The 17,908-nt window shown below is 71.3% G+C and carries 10 protein-coding genes; 2 read left to right on the top strand and 8 right to left on the bottom strand.

Annotation, left to right across the window (positions count from 1 at the left end; genetic code table 11):
• Positions 1-29: 29 nt before the first annotated feature.
• The 3 genes from ACIPSC_RS28280 to ACIPSC_RS28270 all read right to left on the bottom strand — a co-directional run bounded on the left by ACIPSC_RS28280 (position 30) and on the right by ACIPSC_RS28270 (position 3,636).
• Positions 30-797, bottom strand: a complete 768-nt coding sequence (locus ACIPSC_RS28280; RefSeq protein ID WP_400829157.1) for a hypothetical protein — start codon at positions 795-797, stop codon at positions 30-32.
• Positions 798-887: 90 nt separating this feature from the next.
• The gene (locus tag ACIPSC_RS28275) at positions 888-1,436 is read right to left on the bottom strand and encodes a PadR family transcriptional regulator (protein WP_400829155.1); all 549 of its coding nucleotides are present in this window, start codon (positions 1,434-1,436) and stop codon (positions 888-890) included.
• A 160-nt stretch (positions 1,437-1,596) separates the two neighbouring features.
• Positions 1,597-3,636 (bottom strand): FAD-dependent oxidoreductase, encoded by a 2,040-nt coding sequence (locus ACIPSC_RS28270; protein WP_400829153.1) that lies wholly within the window; start codon positions 3,634-3,636, stop codon positions 1,597-1,599.
• A gap of 305 nt (positions 3,637-3,941) precedes the next feature.
• Here ACIPSC_RS28270 and ACIPSC_RS28265 point away from each other — a divergent pair, with 305 nt between their 5' ends.
• Complete coding sequence (locus ACIPSC_RS28265) at positions 3,942-5,240, top strand: FAD-dependent monooxygenase (protein ID WP_400829151.1); 1,299 nt, start codon at positions 3,942-3,944, stop codon at positions 5,238-5,240.
• Positions 5,241-5,253: 13 nt separating this feature from the next.
• Here ACIPSC_RS28265 and ACIPSC_RS28260 read toward each other — a convergent pair whose 3' ends face one another.
• Both ACIPSC_RS28260 and ACIPSC_RS28255 read right to left on the bottom strand, forming a co-directional pair.
• Positions 5,254-5,829 (bottom strand): TerD family protein, encoded by a 576-nt coding sequence (locus ACIPSC_RS28260; protein WP_313766180.1) that lies wholly within the window; start codon positions 5,827-5,829, stop codon positions 5,254-5,256.
• 149 nt (positions 5,830-5,978) lie between these two features.
• Positions 5,979-6,893: a LysR family transcriptional regulator gene (locus tag ACIPSC_RS28255; protein WP_400829148.1), complete on the bottom strand. Its 915-nt coding sequence runs from the start codon at positions 6,891-6,893 to the stop codon at positions 5,979-5,981.
• Positions 6,894-6,965: 72 nt separating this feature from the next.
• Here ACIPSC_RS28255 and ACIPSC_RS28250 point away from each other — a divergent pair, with 72 nt between their 5' ends.
• On the top strand, positions 6,966-7,733 hold the full coding sequence (locus ACIPSC_RS28250) for an SDR family oxidoreductase (protein ID WP_400829145.1): 768 nt from the start codon (positions 6,966-6,968) through the stop codon (positions 7,731-7,733).
• Positions 7,734-7,954: 221 nt separating this feature from the next.
• Here ACIPSC_RS28250 and ACIPSC_RS28245 read toward each other — a convergent pair whose 3' ends face one another.
• The 3 genes from ACIPSC_RS28245 to ACIPSC_RS28235 form a co-directional block, all read right to left on the bottom strand.
• Entirely contained in the window at positions 7,955-8,170 is a 216-nt protein-coding gene (locus ACIPSC_RS28245; protein ID WP_400829143.1) for a DUF2283 domain-containing protein, read from the bottom strand.
• A gap of 408 nt (positions 8,171-8,578) precedes the next feature.
• A complete protein-coding gene (locus ACIPSC_RS28240; protein WP_400829141.1) occupies positions 8,579-9,049 on the bottom strand; it encodes a hypothetical protein in 471 nt (156 codons plus the stop codon).
• Between the two features lie 3 nt (positions 9,050-9,052).
• A complete protein-coding gene (locus ACIPSC_RS28235; protein ID WP_400829139.1) occupies positions 9,053-17,554 on the bottom strand; it encodes a ricin-type beta-trefoil lectin domain protein in 8,502 nt (2,833 codons plus the stop codon).
• Positions 17,555-17,908 lie beyond the last annotated feature (354 nt).

The raw sequence follows: 17,908 nt of genomic DNA, 5'->3' as shown, positions 1-17,908 counted from the left end.
GGCGGGCTTTCGGGCTGCCGGGCTCGCGGTCAGACCGTCGCGGTCGTGGCGGTCTCGCTGCCGGCCGGGACGTTGAGGGTGCGTTCGGCCTTGGCGACCGCGGCCCGGTAGTACAGCGAGGCGAGTTGCGAGGAGCCGGAGTCGCGCTGGAAGAAGCCGTAGGAGAGGGCGGCCGGTCCGAAGCGCTCGATGCCGATGTAGCCGTTGAGTTGGACGCCGGAGAGGATGCCGTCGAGGCGGACGGCGGGGGCGTCGGGGCGCTCGCCGAGGGTGATCGGGGTGACCGTGAAGGTCACTGAGGTGCCGGTGCCGTCGTCGAAGGTGAGGCTGTGGCAGTTCGCGAACGCCTCGGTGACGGTGGCGAAGTCGCCGGTGAGCTTGGCGGAGTCCTCGGCGGTGAGTGACTCGGTGACCAGCGGGCTGCCACCCGGCCCCTCGAACTCGACCTCCTGGTGCGGCTGTTGCGGCGCCGGCTCGGCGCCCTGCCGGGCGAGCAGGGCACGCAGGGCGTCGCAGCCGGAGACCGGGGAGGCACCGCCGCTCGGCGAGGAGCCGGTGCTGGGCGGGACCTCGGTGAACTCGGGCCCGAGTTCGGCCGCCGTGAGCAGCGCCGTCCTCAACTGGGCGTCCGTGGGCAGCTGCCCGGCCGGCGCCGCCTGCGCCGCCCGAACGGCGGCGGCCTGGACGGTGACGGCCGGCGGGCGGGGCGAGCCGGCGGCGAGGTCCGCGGTGCCGAGGGTCGCCACGGTGACGACGGCCGCCGCGGTGAGGGCGAGGAGAGGCCGCGAGTGGGACATGCGGGCCCCCGATCAGGAGTCGGGCACGGACAGGCGTCCAGTGTCCCACCGGGCCCGCCCGCTCGCCCGCCCGAGGGGCGGAGCCGCAGGTCAGGCAGGGTCTCCGGGGGCGGGTGGGAGCGTGTCCAGGGTCTCGGCGAGCCACTGCACCCAGAAGGCCTCCAACCCGATCCCGGCGCGCAGCACGGCGTGCTGCAGCCGGTTCTCGGTGTCCGCCCGCTCGGGCGGGAAGTCGCGCCGCTCGATCTCCTCGTAGTCGGCCAACTGCGCCCGGTGCAGGGCGAGATGGCGGGACAGTTCGGCATCGAGGCCGGCCGTGCCGACCACGGCGGCCGCACGCAGGCGCAGCAACAGCGGTTCGCGCATGGCCCGGGGCTCGTCCCCGCCGGCGGTCCACCGTTCGAGTTCGGCGCGGCCGGCGGGCAGGACTTCGTACTCCTTCTTCTGGCCGCGCACCGGGCCGGTCTGCGGGAGGGCCCGGATCAGGCCGGAGGTCTCCAGGCGGCCCAGCTCGCGGTAGATCTGCTGGTGGCTGGCGGACCAGAAGAAGCCGATCGACTTGTCGAACCGCCGGGTCAGCTCCAGCCCCGAGGACGGCTTCTCCAACAGGGCGGTGAGGATGGCGTGCGGCAGCGACATGCCACGATCCTAGGCTGTGCCTGGCCCGCGCCCCGGCCCGCGCCCCGCTGCGCGCCGGCGCACGTCGCCCGGCGCGGGGCGGTGCAGGACGCGCCGGGCGGGACTCGTCGGAGTGGGGGCGGCCGGCCGGGGGCGGCCGCCCCGCCACCCCGCCCCGACGTCAGAGCGCCGCAGCCAGCTCCGTCCCCTGCTTGATCGCCCGCTTGGCGTCCAGCTCCGCCGCCACGTCGGCACCGCCGATCAGGTGCGGCGTGAGGCCGCGCTCGCGCAGGGCGGCGTCGAGGTCGCGCCGCGGCTCCTGCCCGGTGCAGAGGACGACCGTGTCGACGGGCAGGAGCTGCCGCTCGCCGTCGACGGTGATGTGCAGGCCGGCGTCGTCGATCAGGTCGTACGTCACGCCGGGGACCATCACCACACCGCGGTGCTTGAGCTCGGTGCGGTGGATCCAGCCGGTGGTCTTGCCGAGCCCGGCCCCGATCTTGCCGGTCTTGCGCTGGAGCAGGTGGACGCTGCGCGGGGGCTTGGGCGCGACCGGGCGGGTGAGGCCGCCGCGCTCGCGGTACTCCGGGTCGATGCCCCACTTGGCCTGGAAGACCGGCGGGTTGAGGCTGGCGGCATCGCCCTGGTCGGTGAGGTACTCGGCGACGTCGAAGCCGATGCCGCCCGCGCCGAGGACGGCCACCCGCTCGCCGACCGGCGCGCCGTCGCGCAGCACGTCCAGGTAGCCGACGACCTTGGGGTGGTCGATGCCGGGGATGTCGGCCGGGGTCCGCGGGGTGACGCCGGTGGCGAGGACGATCTCGTCGAAGCCCTCGGCGGCGAGCTGCTCGGCGTCCACCGGCGCGCCGAGCCGCTGCTCGACGTCCGACTCGGCGAGCCGGGTGCGGAAGTAGCGGAGGGTCTCGTCGAACTCCTCCTTGCCGGGGATGCGCCGGGCGACGTTCAGCTGCCCGCCGATGGTGTCGGCGGCGTCGAACAGTGTGACGGCGTGGCCGCGCTCGGCGGCCGAGACGGCGAAGGCGAGGCCGGCCGGGCCGGCGCCGACGACGCCGATCCGCTTGCGCAGCCTGGTCGGCGCGAGGACGAGTTCGGTCTCGTGGCAGGCGCGCGGGTTGACCAGGCAGGAGGTGATCTGCCCGCTGAAGGTGTGGTCCAGGCAGGCCTGGTTGCAGCCGATGCAGGTGTTGATGGCGTCGGCGCGGCCGGCGCCCGCCTTGGCGACGAAGTCCGCGTCGGCGAGCAGCGGCCGGGCCAGCGAGACCAGGTCCGCGCAGCCGTCGGCGAGCAGCTGCTCGGCGATCTCGGGGGTGTTGATGCGGTTGACGGCGACCAGCGGGACGCCGACCGAGCCCATCACCTTCTTGGTGACCCAGGCGTAGGCGCCGCGCGGGACGGAGGTGGCGATGGTGGGGATGCGGGCCTCGTGCCAGCCGATACCGGTGTTGATGATCGTCGCCCCGGCCGCCTCGACGGCCTGCGCCAGTTCCACGACCTCGGCGAGCGTGGAGCCGCCGGGGACGAGGTCGAGCATGGAGAGGCGGTAGATCAGGATGAAGTCGGGCCCGACCCGCTCGCGGACCCGCCGGACGATCTCGACCGGGAAGCGCATCCGGTTCTCGTACGAGCCGCCCCACTCGTCCTCGCGCCGGTTGGTGGCGGCGGCGGTGAACTCGTTGATCAGGTAGCCCTCGGAGCCCATGATCTCGACGCCGTCGTAGCCCGCACGCTGGGCGAGAGCGGCGCAGCGGGCGAAGTCGTCGACGGTCTGCTCGACCTGCTCGGCGGTGAGCTCGTTCGGCACGAACGGGCTGATCGGGGCCTGGAGGGCACTGGGGGCGACCAGCTCCGGGTGGTAGGCGTAACGGCCGAAGTGCAGGATCTGCAGCGCGATCCGGCCGCCCTCGGCGTGGACGGCGTCGGTGACGAGGCGGTGCCGGTCGGCCTCGGCCTCGGTGGTGAGCATGGCGCCGCCGCCCCAGGGCCGGCCCGCCTCGTTAGGGGCGATGCCGCCGGTGACGATCAGGCCGACGCCGCCGCGGGCGCGCTCGGCGTAGAAGGCGGCCATCCGCTCGAAGCCGTCGGGAGCCTCCTCCAGACCGACGTGCATCGAGCCCATGATCACCCGGTTGGGGAGGGTGGTGAAGCCGAGGTCGAGCGGGCTCAGCAGGTGGGGATAGGGCGGCGGCGGGGCGCTGGGCATCGGCTTCTCCTGGGTGTCCGGCTGGACGCGGGCGGTCCGCGGGCGCGGGCCGTCCGCCGGCGGCGGGTGGCGGGTGGCAGGTGACAGGCGTGGTTACCCAACGGTAGGGGACGCGCCGCCGCATATGCAACCAGTTGCACAAGGGGAGCCTCCCCCCATACCCCCCGCAGACCTCCACCCGCCACAACCGGACCGCTTCGTGGCCGAATCTTGTCGACACCATGGAGTCGCTCACTCACTTTTCGTTATGGTCGGAGGTGGCAGCGGGGCAGAGCGGCCCCGGGAACGTCGCGGAAGGGGCAGCCGTGCGAGGTGGGTCCATAGCCGTGGTCGGCGGCAGCATCGCCGGGTGCGCGTTCGCGCGGGCGGCCGCCCGCGGAGGTGCGGAGCAGGTCGTGGTGCTGGAGCGCAGCCCCGGCCGGCTGGAGGACCGCGGTGTCGGGCTCTGCGTCCTGGCCCCCCGCTACGAGGAGCTGGTCCGGGCCGGCCACCTGGACGACGGCATCCGCCACCACCGCCTCGTCCTGCGCCGCTGGCTCACCCGCGAGACGGCTCCCGCCGACGGGCTCGGCACCGCCGACCCGCGCGGGCGGGTGCTCTGGGTCCAGGACCTCGCCTTCCGCTCCTACCACTGGGGCGTGCTCTGGCAGGCGCTGCGCGAACGCGCGCCCGAGGGTGTGGAGTTCCGGCTCGGCGAGGCGGTCACCGCCGTCGACGCCGGGGCGGTGGACGGCGGCGACGGGCCGGCCCGCGTGCGGACGACGACCGGCGGGCGCGAGCCGTACGACCTGGTGGTCGGCGCGGACGGCTACCGCTCCCTGGTGCGCGAGGCGCTCTGCCCGGAGGCCGCCGACCCGGCGGCCCGGCCCGCGTACGCCGGCTACGTCTGCTGGCGCGGCAGCTTCGACGCCCGACTGCTGGACGGCCTGCCCGGCGGCGCCGCGCTCTGGCCGGAGGACGAGATCATCACCGCCTGCTACCCCGGCGGCCAGGTGGTGCTCTACCGCATCCCGGGCCTGGAGCCCGGCTCCACGCAGGTCAACTGGGTCTTCTACGCCCCCACCCCCGCCTGGCTGCCGCTGGACGGCCCGACCAGCGTGCCGGCCGGCGCCCTCACCGGCGCACAGTTCGCGGAGCTGGCCGCCCTGGCGGAGCGGCAGCTGCCGCCCTACTGGGCCGCGGTGGTCGCCGACCTCACCCCGCGCGAGCGGACCTTCATCCAGCCGGTCTACGACCTGGACGTCCCGCGCCGCACCGCCGGCCGCCTGCTGCTGGCCGGGGACGCGGCCAGCGTCGTCCGCCCGCACAACACCAGCGGCGTGGTCAAGGCGCTGCAGGATGCCTGGGCCTTCGAGGAGGCCTGGCGGTCGGCCGGCTCCTGGACGGAACTGCTCTCCGCGTACGAGCGGGACCGCGGCCCGGTCGGGCGGGAGACGGTCGAGCTGGGCCGGCGGCTCGGCCGGGCACAGGTCACCGAGGCGCCGGACTGGTCGGTGATGGACGGGCCCGCGATGGTCGACTGGTGGCGCCGACAGCTCGGCGGCAAAGGCGTGTTCGGCGGCCACGCTCTCGCGCAGCCGCCGAACGGGCGTCAGGCCCGGTGAGCCGGACCGGATCTCAGACGTTCACGCCGTAGTCGGTGGCGATCCCGCGCAGGCCGGAGGCGTAGCCCTGGCCGATGGCGCGGAACTTCCACTCGGCGCCGTTGCGGTAGAGCTCGCCGAAGACCATCGCGGTCTCGGTCGAGGCGTCCTCGGTGAGGTCGTACCGGGCGATCTCCTGGCCGTTGGCCTGGTTGACGACCCGGATGAAGGCGTTGCGGACCTGGCCGAAGTTCTGCAGCCGGGCGTCGGCATCGTAGATCGACACCGGGAATACCACCTTCGCGACCTCGGCCGGCACGGCGGCGAGGTCGACCTTGATCTGCTCGTCGTCACCGTCGCCGCCACCCGTGAGGTTGTCGCCGCTGTGCTCGACCGAACCCTCGGGGCTGCGCAGGTTGTTGAAGAAGACGAAGTGCTGGTCCGACATCACCTTGCCGAGCGCGGTGCAGAGCAGCGCGCTCGCGTCGAGGTCGTAGTCGGCACCCGTGGTGGTGCGCACGTCCCAGCCGAGCCCGACGATGACGGCGGTCAGCCCCGGCGCCTCCTTGGTCAGCGAGACGTTCCCACCCTTGGCCAGCGAAACTCCCACGATGCCCTCCTCTGTCGCTCTCCCTGCCGGAGAATCTACAACACTGTAGAGATCACGAGAATCCGCCCGACCCGGTTCCCGGGCGCACCCGACTCGGTCGGCGGGCGCGCACCCCATCCACCGCGCGCCGGCCACTCGGTGCGCGTAGCTCACTGAGCGTCGGCCGCGATCAACTCCGCGACGTGCGGCGGCAGCAGACACGCCTGCCGGGCCAACAGCTCGACGAAGGCCGCCGACAGCGGATCCGGCCGGGTGCGGGTGTACGCCACCAGCGGGCGCCGCACCGGCGGCTCGGGGCGCCGAACCACCCCGTCGAACCCCAGCGGCACGATGTTGGCCGGCACCAGCGCCGGCCCGAGCCCCGCGGCCGCGAGCAGCGGCGCGGCGGCCGTCTGCTCGGTCCGCACGGCGGCGCGCGGCCGGAACCCCGCCTCCGCGCAGGCCTCGTCCACCAGATCGGCGAGGCCGTTGCCGGGAGCGTAGTGCACCCAGTCACGGTCCGCGAGGTCGGCGAGGGCGACGGAGCCCCGTTCGCCCGCTCCGCTCTCCGCCGGCAGCGCGAGCACGAACTCCTCGACCCCCAGCTCCCGGATCGGCCCCTCCCAGTCCGGCGGCGGCGTGCCGATGGCGAGATCAGCCTGACCGGCCGTCATCGCCGCGCGCAGCTCGTCGTTGTGCGCGAACTCGCGCAACCGGATCCGCACCCCCGGGTGGTCCCGGCGCCACGCCCGCAGAACCGGCGGCAGGATGCCGAGCCCGACCGAGTACACCGTGGCGAGCTCCAGCTCACCGCCGTCCAACCCGGCCGTCAGGCGGGCGGCGGCCTGCAGCCGCTCGGCATCGGCGAGCGCGGCCCGGGCGTGCGGGAGCACGGAACGCCCCATCGGTGTCAGCCGGACAGCGCGCGGCAGGCGCTCCAGCAGCGTGCCGCCGACGGCCTTCTCCAGCGCACGGACCTGGTGCGAGAGCGCGGGCTGGGTGACGTGCAGCAGCTCGGCGGCGCGGGTGAACGAGCCGGTGTCGACGACGGCCACCAGGTATTCGAGCTGTCGGAGCGTTGGCATGCAGAGAGTTTATGGCTCGGGGTGAAAACAAGCCTTGGACGCATCACTGCTGGTCGGCGGAGGGTTGTCCCCATGACCACTGCACTCCCCACGCCCCAGTCCTCCCCCCTCCCCCGCTCCCTCGACGGCCGCCGCATCGTCGTCGTCGGCGCCGGCTCGAACACCGGCCGCGCCCTCGCCCGCGCCGCGTCCGAGGCCGGCGCCGAACTGGTCCTCGCGGGGCCCGACCCGCGCAAGCTGGAGTGGACGGCCGGCGAGCTGTCCGGCCCGGCCGAGGTCGTACCGGTGGACCTCGCCGACGAGACGTCGATCGCCGCCCTCGCCACCGCCACCGGCCGCTTCCACCACCTGGTCTCCACCGCCGCCATGCCCGCCAACGGCCCGCTCGCCGAGCTCGAACTCGCCGACGTCCACCGCGCGTTCGCCGCCAAGGTCTACGGCCCGCTGCTGCTCGCCAAGCACCTCGCCGCCCAGGCCGCGACCGACACCCCCGAGGGCGCGTCCTTCACCTTCTTCTCCGGCGTGGCCGCCTGGCGCCCGACCCCGGCCCGCACGGTGATGGCCACCACCAACGGCGCCCTGGCGTTCCTGGTCCAGGCCCTCGCCGTCGAGATCGCCCCGGTCCGCGTCAACGCCGTCTCCCCCGGCATCGTCGACAGCGGCTCCTGGGACCGCCTCGGCGCCGACAAGGCCCCCTTCCTCCAGTCGACCGCCACCCGCAACCCGACCCGAAGGATCGGCACCACGGACGACCTCGTCCACGCCACCCACTTCGCCATGACCAGCCCCTACGTCACCGGAACCGTCGTCCACGTGGACGGGGGCGGGCGGCTGGTGTGACTTCCTCCCAGTAGCGCGGGTGAGCTCTCTCGCCGCCCTGCTCAGCAGGCCTGTGGGAGACACCGCCCCGACTACCTCTCCCTGTGCGGCCACACCTCGGGACCATGAGGGCCTGGGACGAAAGGGGGAGATCGGCCGCCTCTCCACCTTGCCCGAATGACGCCACAACGAACGGTGCCTGGCCGGCAGAACGCCGACCAGGCACCTGGGGGCAGACGGCGTCACCCCTCCGACTCTGCCACCAGCCTTTCAGGCAGAAGCCTCGAGGCGCCGATCACCTCGATGGCGAGAATCCTCCCGCTCGAATCGAAGTCGAGAACGAGCTCTCCCGGCCCGGGCACGTCCACAACCACCTGCTCTACAGCCTCGCCGGACTTGACGGAATCCATGAGGTAGATCATCGCCGCATCCACATCCGGGTCATAGCTGATTCGCACACGCCACCTCCTATCACACGGGCTTCCTGGGCGCTGGCAAAGATCCCTCCCTCCGCTCAATCCCCGACCGCAACCCCGGCCGCTGCACTGACAACCTCGACGCCCTGGTCCACTCCACCCGCTTCGCCGTGACCATCTCCTTCGTCATGAGTACCGTTCTCCATTCCTCATTCCAACCGGGCCAGCGGGAGAGAACGGACGAAGCGCCAGAGAAGATCGATCTGATCTCCGGGTTGCCCGCGTGACCACAACGGAAATTCCTGGCACCGATGACGGCAGGCGGGAGGCACCGCAACGACAGTGCGACCGCATTTCCCTATACAACGACCGAGGGCGCCCTTCTCGAAGGGCGCCCTCGGCGCTTCTGGGTTGCCGTCGGACGACGATTCGCCCGGCGAATGGATTCGGCTAGGTCATGTACGGCGACTCGAACTCATCGACGTAGAGACCGGATCGCCGAATTGACGCAACGGTCTCCTGAAACGAGCCAGACACTCCGACATACATGTAGTAGTCATACCCGAAGTGCACGAAGAACTCGCTGCCGCAGTGCAGTCTGCACCACACGAAGTCCTCGCGGAGGACCGATCTCGACAGCTCGATGGCTTCGTCAAGCGACAGCCAGTCGCCCTCACTGACACGCTGCCACCATGAGCTCTCCGGGTACATTTCCAGCCCATCAACCTCGAGAGCCGTAACACCCTGCGCTGCTGAGAACTGGCGAATCGCCGAGAGGTAGCGTTCCTCAGTCTCCGTATACGCTGCTACCGTGAGTACCTCGCCACCGAATGACTCACCGATATCGGAGAAGCTCGTCCACGACGGTGTCGTCCCCACCTGCTGTTCCGGCGAGTGCTTCGTAATCCGGTAGTGGATCATCCGCTATGCCCCGATCCGGTGGCACAGATGCTTACAGTAGGTCCCGGACCTGGTCTTCTTCGTTCCCAGGTTCTTGACCGATGTCGCCCCCTTCCAGCCCCCACCCGAGTGCTTGTCCTGGTCCCGTGAGATGTAGAAGCCGTCCTTGTGGTAGACGTTCGCACCATGGGAACGGCCACCGACCTCGGTGAAACCCATCTTGGTCGCCATCTTCCGAGCGTCCCCCTCGCTGAGCTTGTTCCCAATCTTGCAGGCCTGAGGAAGCTCTGCGTTGTCATTGTGCGTCAGAACCTCGTCGCCACCGGCGGTGACAACGACGAACGTGTGCACATTGCCGACGCTCAGGTTGTAGACCAGTTCCCCGGCCGCGTCGCCGAGGTCACGTGTGTAGGTGACCTCGACCGTGTCACCTTCGGAAGTCAGCAGCTCCTCGCCCACGGTGACGTCGGCCGCATCGACCCAACCTCGGCTCACGACCCAGAACGGGTGGTTGGCGGTAGCCTCAAGAGGCTCAGTCCCGGGGTCGAGGTCCGTGTCGATCTCGACCATGTGTCTGGTCCCATAACCGACGATCACATCGATTACCGGCTGTGCCGACGTCTCCCCAGTGGTGGGATCGGTCGCGGCGACGGACTCCCCGATCTCGATTTCATCGAGCCGGCGGTAACTTCCGTCAGCCATGAGTACGACCGTCCCCGGATCGAAGGAGTTCCTCCGAGGACAGCCACAGCTGCACTTCTTGGTGAGCGACTTCGCCTTGGAGGCCACAGCCCGGTAAACGGTCTTAGCCTTGGACGCCGCACGTTCGACCCGGACAGCCGCACGCGTCGTCTTGACCGCGGTGAAGGTTGCCTTGACAGCAGTGTTGGCGCCGACCAAACCGGCCACCGCCGTCACCGCCATTTCAGCGGCCTTCTCCCAGTTGCCGGTGGCGGCGTAGGAGACCGACGAGACCGCTGCTGCCACTGCGCCGATGGGGCCGGGGATGTAGGACGCGACTTCGGCGACCTTGGCGACGACCTCGACCGTCTTCTTCAGCCACTTGGGCATGCCCCAGTTGCCGTCGAGGTCGGTGCAGTTGACCGGGTCGCCGGTGCAGTAGTCGTATGCGCTGGCGTTGCCGCCGGGCATCGGGTCGATCTGCAGGAATCTGCCCAGGGCCGGGCTGTAGAGGCGGGCACCCATGAGGATGTCGCCGTCCTGGGCCTCGGCGGAGCGCTGCTTGCCGCCGAGCCAGCCGTAGCGGACGTTGGCCTGGCCGTCCTGCGGGATGCCGAACTCGTCGAAGTCGAGCACGACCGGCTTGGTCAGCGCGGTGTCGGTGGTGATGACGACCGAGCCGAACAGGTTGGTGAGCTGGAGCTGGACGTCACCGGTCTTGCTGGTGGTGGCGACCAGGTCCGCGTCCGGGCCCGAGACGTTGCGGGTCAGCGTGCCCTGGGTGGTGTCCTCGATGGTCCAGCGGACCTCGTCGGAGTCGTCACCGTAGTGGTTCAGCTTCGAGGTGGCGTTGGCCCAGGAGCCGTCGGCCTGCTTCTTGCTGGTGGTGAACGCGGTCAGGCGGTGGGCGGCGTCGACGGCCCACTCCTGCTTGGTGTCCCCCTTCTCCTGGGCGGCGACGCGGTCGTTCGCCCAGTAGGTGTTGGTGGCGCCGGTCGCGGTCTTCGCCGTGCGCCCGAAGGCGTCGTAGGTGAAGCCGTTGTCGGTGAGCCGGTCGGCGCTGTCGTAGGTGTGGTTCTCCGCGGTGGCCCCGCCGGTGCTGCACTCGCCGGCCGCCCCGTGCGGGGAGGTCTGCTTGGACAGGCGGTTGGAGTGCGCGTCGAACGCGTACTGCCGGGTGACGCAGCCGGTGGCGACCGTGGACTGCTCGGCCTTCACCAGCCGGCCGAGCCGGTCGTACTGGTAGGAGCGGGTGGCGGTGGAGCTGGTGTCCTTGGCCACCTGGCCCTGGGTGGAGATGTCGGCGGTCTGGGCCCAGATCACCTTGTTGTCGGACGTGCGGGTGTAGGTGCGGCTGGTCGCCTCGCCCACCGCGTTGGTGGTGTCCTTGCGGACGATGCCACCCGGGTAGGTCTGCTCAACCAGCTGCCCGTCCGGCCCGTACGCGGCGGTGAACTCGCCCGCCACGCTGTCGGTCACCGAGGTGACCAGGCCGCGCGGCTCCTTCACCCGGTCATAGGCATAGGTGGTGGACCCGGTCGGGTCGCTCACCTTCACCGGCTTGCCGTACTTGTCGAACTCCGTGGTGGTGGTGCCACCGTCGGCGTCCGTGTAGGAGATCAGCCGGCCCAGGACGTCGAGCACGCGCACCAGCGACTTGCCGCCGGCGTTCGTCCGGACGATGTCACCCGTGGCCGGGTCGTACTCGGTGGTGACCTTCGGCAGCGCCAGGCCCTCGTCCGAGGTGATCTCGGTCGAGGTGATCCGGTCCGCGCCGTCGTAGGTGGTGACGGTCTTGCGGCTCTTGCCGGCGTTGGTCTCGGTGGTCTCCTCCGCCTCGCCGAACGGCGAGTAGCGGGTGACCCGCTTGACCGGGAGCGTGGTCGGCATCCGCGAGGCGTCCGCCCCGGTGATGTCGCCACCCGGACCGGTGACACACGGCAGGCCCGCCCACTCCGGACGGTTGGCGCACGCCGCGTCGTCGGCGTTGGCACCCGCGGTGTAGAACACCGACTTGACCGTGCCCGCGTCCGCGCCGTTGGAGCCCGGCTTGCGGGACTCCAGCGCGTGGCCCGACGCGTCGTACTTCACGTACGAGGTCAGGTTGGCGCCACCGGTGGCGGCGTCGGTGGTGACCGACGTCGCCGTCTTCAGCGTCCACCCGGAGGTGCCGCCGATCGGCGTACCGTAGCCGGTCTTGGTGACCCGCTTCTCCACGTCGTCGGCGTAGCCCTCGATCCGGGCGCCGTCGGTCGCGGTGGTGACCAGGTGGTAGGCCTGGCCGTCCGGCTTGCCCTCGTCGTAGGTGCTGGTGTTGTGGTCCCGCGCCACCACTGACGTGCCCGCCGGCAGGGTCGGGTTGAGCGTCGCCTTGGTCAGGGTGACCGTGTCGATGCCCGCGTGGAACCGCTCGCCGGTGGAGGCGGTGTTGGTGCCCGTGACGGTGAGCTTGAGCTCGTGGTCACCGCGGGTCAGGAGGACGGCCTCTCCGGTCGTGAACGGCGCGATCACCCCATCGGCGGCATAGGCGTCGATCGGCTGGCCGACGTTCTGCCCGTCGATCGCCCACTGGACGATGCCGTGGTCGTTGAACTTGGTGAGCTGACCGGAGAGGACGTACTTGCCCTCTTCGGGGACGCTCACCCGCATGGTGTCGAACGCACCGATCTGGGTGCCGCGGATGCCCAACTGGGCGCCGCCGGACCAGATCAGACCGCAGCAGTTGTTGTCGGTCTGCACCGGCGCGTTGGAGGAGCCGAGCTGCGGGAGCTTCTCCGCCTCCTCCGTGACCGTGACCTGCGCGGTCTGCCCGGCGACCTCCTCGGCGAGGCTGGCCCGGTAGGCCGGGGCCAGGGTCTCCAGGACGTCCAGGCCGTCCGCCGAGTACGTCGTCCGCGAGTCGAGCAGACGCGCCCGGGACGCGGAGTCCGAGGGCAGGTTCAGCTCGGCCGAGAACCTGTCCGCGTCCGGGTGGGTCCCCAGCGCGATCGAACGGTTCGTCGCCTCCAGGGTCCGGACGGCGTGACCGTAGCGGTCGTACTCGGTGGTGTCGATGTCACCGCCGGGGGTGACCGACGGCGCAGCGGTGTTGACCTCGTTGCCGGAGGCGTTCAGGTAGTGGACGGTGGCCGGCTTGTAGCCGTCCGGACCGGGCTTGACCGCCGTGGCGGTGTTGGCACCCGGGTCGTCCTCCGGCCCGAACACGGCGGTGGCATCCGTCGGCGCATCGGTCTGCGCCCACTTGGCCACGTCCGCACCGGCCAGGTCGTACGGACCACCCGCGCCGCGGGTCAGCGGCACCTCGTACACGACGGACGTCGCGATCTCGCCGTTGACCTGGTCCTTGCTGCCCGGCGCCAGCGTGCCGCGACGGACCTTCAGCAGCCGGCCCGGATCCTGGTCCGTAGCCGCCTTGCCGTAGTCGAAGCTCCACGGCAGCTCACCCGCGGCACCGATGCCGGTGACCCGGCCGTCCGCGTCGTAGGTGTACGTGGTCTTCAGGGGCTGTGCCAGCCGCGGGTCCCAGACCTGCGCCAGGCGGCCCTTGTCGTCGTACGCGTAGTGCGTGACCTCGACGGCCTCCTGCTTGGAGGTCGTCGGGTTCCACGACCACACCTTCACCGAGCGGACCCGGTCCAGGTAGTCGCCCGGCACCGAGGCGGTCGCCGTGGTGGCCTTGGCGTAGTCGTACTCCATGACCTCGCAGCCGCGCGGCAGCGGGTCGACCGAGCAGTGGTTGACGTCGTCGACACCCGGCTCGACGGCCGGGATGACGCGCTTGACCAGCGAGCGGCCGTCGGTCGTGTCGTACTGGTAGCGAGTGGTCGACGCGGCCTCCGGGCCGGAGTCGCTCACCACCTGGTAGATGCTCGAACCGGCCTGGCGGGCGAACACCGTCGTGGAACCGTCCAGCTCCGACAGGACGTAGGTCGTCCCGGCGGTCTGCACGTCCCAGATCTGGTTCGGACCGGCCCAGCAGGTCCAGATCGTCGCACCGTTGTAGGCGTCCAGGCACTTGCCGTTGTGGCGGTTGGCCACCGTGCCGTCGGTGCGGACCTCCCACTGCTGGTTGTCGCCGCCGTTGCAGCCCCAGAGCGTCATCCGGGTGTTGTCGGCGGTGGTGCCCCACGGGCTGTCCAGGCAGTAGCCCAGCAGTCGCAGCGTCAGGTCGTCCCCGCGCGTCCACTGCTGGTTCGCCGCGCCGGTGCAGGGCGCGCCCTGCAGCAGGGCGCCGTTGCCGGCCGCGCCGCCCGGGACCTCCAGGCACTGGCCCGAGGAGTTGACGAGCGCACCCGCCGAGGCCGGAACGGCCTTCAGGGAGAGCGACTCGGCGCCCGGCTCGGGGAAGAAGGTGCCGTCGGTGCCCTTGGCGAAGGTGAGCGAGGTGTCGTCGTTGCCCTTGATCTCGACCAGGTCGGACTGCGGGAACGACAGCGAGCGGTAGTCGGAGCCGGCGCCGGCGTCCGGGCCACCGGCCCACTGCGGGCCGAACGGGGCGACGATCTCCTTCAGCGACAGGTCGTCGAAGTAGACCTCCTTGCCGCTGCCGCCCGCGTTGCCGTTGTAGAGGCGGAACCACGCCTCGGTGGCGTCCTTCGGGACGACCATGTCCAGCGTCAGCTGCTGCCAGCCGTCGGTGAACGCCGCCTTCGGGGAGGCCGTCTCGCCGTAGCCGGCACCCGTCCGGTAGACCCCGAGCAGGCGCAGGCCGCGGTTGGGCAGCGGGTTGTCCAGACCGGTGGCGCCGGGGACGTAGATCCAGCCGGTCAGCCGGTAGGTGCGCCCGGGCTTCATGCCGTTGCCCATGGTGTACTCCGGGCCGAGCGCGGCGAAGGAGTCCCAGGTGCCGGAGTCGCCGGGAACCACCAGCAGCGAGTCGGTGGAGCTGTCGTGACCGCGGGTGGTCGAGCGCGAGAGCGTCGCCTGGCCGGGGGTGAAGCCGGTCAGGTCGGTGCCGATCTGGCGCTGGTTGACCGTCAGGCGCTCGCCCTGCGGCTGCCAGCCGCGGCCGAGGTCGCGCGAGGAGGTGGCGCGGGCCACCGACATGCCGAACTCGTTGGCGTCCGTCACATCGGTGGAGTAGTCACCGGTCAGCAGGTTGACCGAACCGGGACCGACGGAACTGCCCGCCGCGCCGTCGGCGTTGCGGTCCACCGTCATGGTGTTCCACACCGTGGCGTAGCCGTTGCCGGAGCCGTCCTCGGGGAAGAGCAGGGCCCGGACCTGGACGACACCGCCGATGTTTCCGAGGGTGTCGAGCACGTTCCAGTTGGCGTGCGTGCCGAGGTCGGCCAGGCGCGGCTTGTCCTCGGCGACCGGCGTGTTGTCGGCCTTGGTGAGGTTGGTGCGCGGCACGTTGTACTCGGTCGCGCCCGGACCGCGGCGGTACTGGTAGACCACCCGCTTGAACTGGGACTGCGCGTCGACGGAGAGCTTGACGCGCTTCGCGGCCTGGGTGCCGTTGACCGGCGAGCTCATGCCCGCCTGGCCCACCTGGAAGGTGTGCGTGGCCGGCGGGGACAGGTTGCCCGCACGGTCCTTGGACTGCACGCTCAGGACACGCCGGCCCTCGGTGGTCGGCGTGATGCTGGTGGTCAGCGCCGCGGTCGCGGCGACCGTCACCGGCGTGCCGCCGTCGAGGGTGTAGACGAAGCCCACCAGGTCGTCGGTCCCCGACGGGGGCGAGAACGTGAACGAGCCGGGCTGGTTGGCGGCGCCGTGCCACAGGCCGTCGGCCGGGTAATCGGCCGAGGTGACGAACGGCGCGCCGGGCTTCGTGGTGTCCGCGACGACGTTGGTGCCGACCCAGTTGGAGCGGGACTTGCCGTCGTCGAGCATGGCCCAGATCGAGTACTGCACGCCCTCATCGAGCTTGGCGATGCCGTAGTCGGACGGGCGGACGGTCGCAATGGCGCCGTTGGGCACGTCGCGGGCGATGCTGCCGAGGAAGGTGCCGCCGCGCCACAGGTCCATGTAGACCTTGAGCGCGTCGCCGTCCACGTCGGCGGCCTGCACCTGGAAGCGCGGGTTGGCGTCCGAGGTGTAGCGCGGGTTGCCGGGCTGGGACGGCTGCACCTCGACACCGGCCGGGGTCGCCGGGACGGTGTTGTAGGTGACCGAGATGTACGGCGGGTTGTCGCCCTGCGCGGAGTCGAACTTCTTCCAGGACAGGGCGCTGTTCTCGTCCGCGGCCTTCAGCCCGAAGCCGTAGCTGTCGTAGCCGAAGCCGGCGAAGTAGCGCACCATCTCGGTGACGTCGGCCTTCGCCCAGACCGAGCCGTCGCCGGCGGTGCAGGTGTGGGTGTCACCGCCGTCGTTGTCGAAGGTGTCGTTCGACGTGGCCCACTTCTGGCCCCAGGCGGGCTGGTCGTTCCAGCGCGTCCACCAGTTGGCGCCGCCCGCGTTCCAGACCTCCCACTGCTTCGCCGTGCAGGACGAGGAGTGGAAGTTGTACAGGTTGAGCGTCGCGCCGAGGATCTGCTTGCCGTTGAACGCACCACCCGGGACGGTGACGAACGAACGGGCCTTCACCGAGCCGTCGTAGCTGCCGAGCTTGAGCTGGTCGGACGCGGAGTTGTCGGTGTTCTCGTTGGTCTGGACGTAGGTGTCGTAGACCGGGTCGACATCCACCACCGGGTCGATGGTCACCGGGTACTGCGTCCGGTGGTCGGCGAGGAAGGCCGCGTCCGGGGTGAACACCAGCTCGGTGTCCGCGCCCTCGCCGCGCACCTGCATGGTCACCGGGGCTCGGTTGAGGTGCTCGCCGGAGGCCGGGTCGACCGCCGCGTCCCACATGACCGGGGCCGGGATCTTGACGGCCGGCTTGCCGGTCGCCTTGTCCAGCAGCTGGATCGATCCGTCCTGCTGCGGCGCCACGGTGAGACCGGTGGTGTCGAGCGGCAGCGTGAGGGTGCCGGCCTGGGAGACGGCCGAGCGGTCCTTGACGATCAGGAACTGCTCGAAGCCGGTGCGGGTGGCCTGCAGGACGAGGTCGACGCCCGGGCGGGCGTTGACGTACGTCGCCTTGTTGCCCTCCAGCTTCGGCTTCGGCAGCTTGCCCAGCCAGCCGAACCTGATCTGCTGGTCACCGGAGCCGATCTTGACCAGTTGGCGCTCGGCGGGAGCGGGCTGGGCCGGCTGGGTGGGCTTCGGCTGGTCGGCGGCCGGAGCGGCGGCGCGGGCGCCAGCCCGGGACGCGCGCTCGGTGGCACCGGCGGTGGCGCCCGGCGAGGCCGGGGCGCCCGCCGAGGCGGACGGCGTCGCGGTGGGCGCCGGGGTCACGCTCCGGCTCGCACTCGGCGTTGCCGTCCCGCTCGGGGTCGCCGCGGCGCTCGCGCTCGGCGCGGCGGCCAGGGACGCCGCGGCCGACGACGCGCTCGGGCTCGGCGCGGCGAACGACGGCGTGGCGGCCGGGGCCGTCGGGGCGCCCGGCAGGCTGTCGCCCACCGTCACGCCGGCGTCGCCGCCCTCGAAGACGAGGCCCTCGGGGTGGGCCTTCGGGGCGACCTTGCCGTCCGGCGTCTGCACCAGGGTGGTGTCGACCGGCACCCACGCCTCGCCGACCTTCATCCGGATCGGGCCGGTGGACCGGTCCGAGGTCAGCGTCCCGTTCGGGTTCGCCCACAGGGTGGAGAACTCGGTCCGGGCGTTGGTGACCTCGATCCGGTGGCCCTGGAGGCGGGCCGCGAGCAGTGCGGACGCCTCGTCAGGCGCCTCGGTCGAGGGGGTGGTGGGCGGCGTCTGCGGCTTCGGTGCCGCCTGCGCCGCCGGCGCCGTCATGGCGTCGAGCGCGACACCGGTCTGAACGAGCAGACCGAGTGTCAGGACCGCCGATATTCGGCGCATCCAGCGCGAAGAAAAGGCCCCGCCGGAGGAACCGGACGAGGCCGAGGGGCGTCGTGACATCAAGACTCTCTCAAGAGGTTTCCAGTGCTTCGAAATGACGTGGCCGAAGCAACTGACAACCTCTCACTCCCAGCTGGCACTCAATTACCAATCAGGATGACAATTCCGTAACGGATTGCACACATGCGGCCGCCGGGTGCCGTTTGCCGGAATTAGAATCATCTGCGCAATTTACGGCGATAGGCCGGCATTCGCGGCAATCCGCCACGACCCGACGTAGACTGACCGGACTGCGACGGTGCGCCGCATCCACCCCCGCCTTCGCCCTCCGTGCGGCAGCCTCCGGGAGGCCCC

This window comes from Kitasatospora sp. NPDC090091 (assembly GCF_044747365.1).
Classification (GTDB): domain Bacteria; phylum Actinomycetota; class Actinomycetes; order Streptomycetales; family Streptomycetaceae; genus Kitasatospora.
The sequence above is the reverse complement of the archived record's forward strand: the minus strand, read 5'-3'. Positions and strand labels throughout refer to the sequence as shown.

What these genes read in the sequence shown, in the direction of transcription:
- ACIPSC_RS28270 (WP_400829153.1), bottom strand. Translation starts at nt 3,636, where the DNA reads ATGCCCAGCGCCCCGCCGCCGCCCTATCCCCACCTGCTGAGCCCGCTC.
- ACIPSC_RS28235 (WP_400829139.1), bottom strand. Translation starts at nt 17,554, where the DNA reads ATGCGCCGAATATCGGCGGTCCTGACACTCGGTCTGCTCGTTCAGACC.
- ACIPSC_RS28250 (WP_400829145.1), top strand. Translation starts at nt 6,966, where the DNA reads ATGACCACTGCACTCCCCACGCCCCAGTCCTCCCCCCTCCCCCGCTCC.
- ACIPSC_RS28275 (WP_400829155.1), bottom strand. Translation starts at nt 1,436, where the DNA reads ATGTCGCTGCCGCACGCCATCCTCACCGCCCTGTTGGAGAAGCCGTCC.
- ACIPSC_RS28255 (WP_400829148.1), bottom strand. Translation starts at nt 6,893, where the DNA reads ATGCCAACGCTCCGACAGCTCGAATACCTGGTGGCCGTCGTCGACACC.
- ACIPSC_RS28280 (WP_400829157.1), bottom strand. Translation starts at nt 797, where the DNA reads ATGTCCCACTCGCGGCCTCTCCTCGCCCTCACCGCGGCGGCCGTCGTC.
- ACIPSC_RS28240 (WP_400829141.1), bottom strand. Translation starts at nt 9,049, where the DNA reads ATGATCCACTACCGGATTACGAAGCACTCGCCGGAACAGCAGGTGGGG.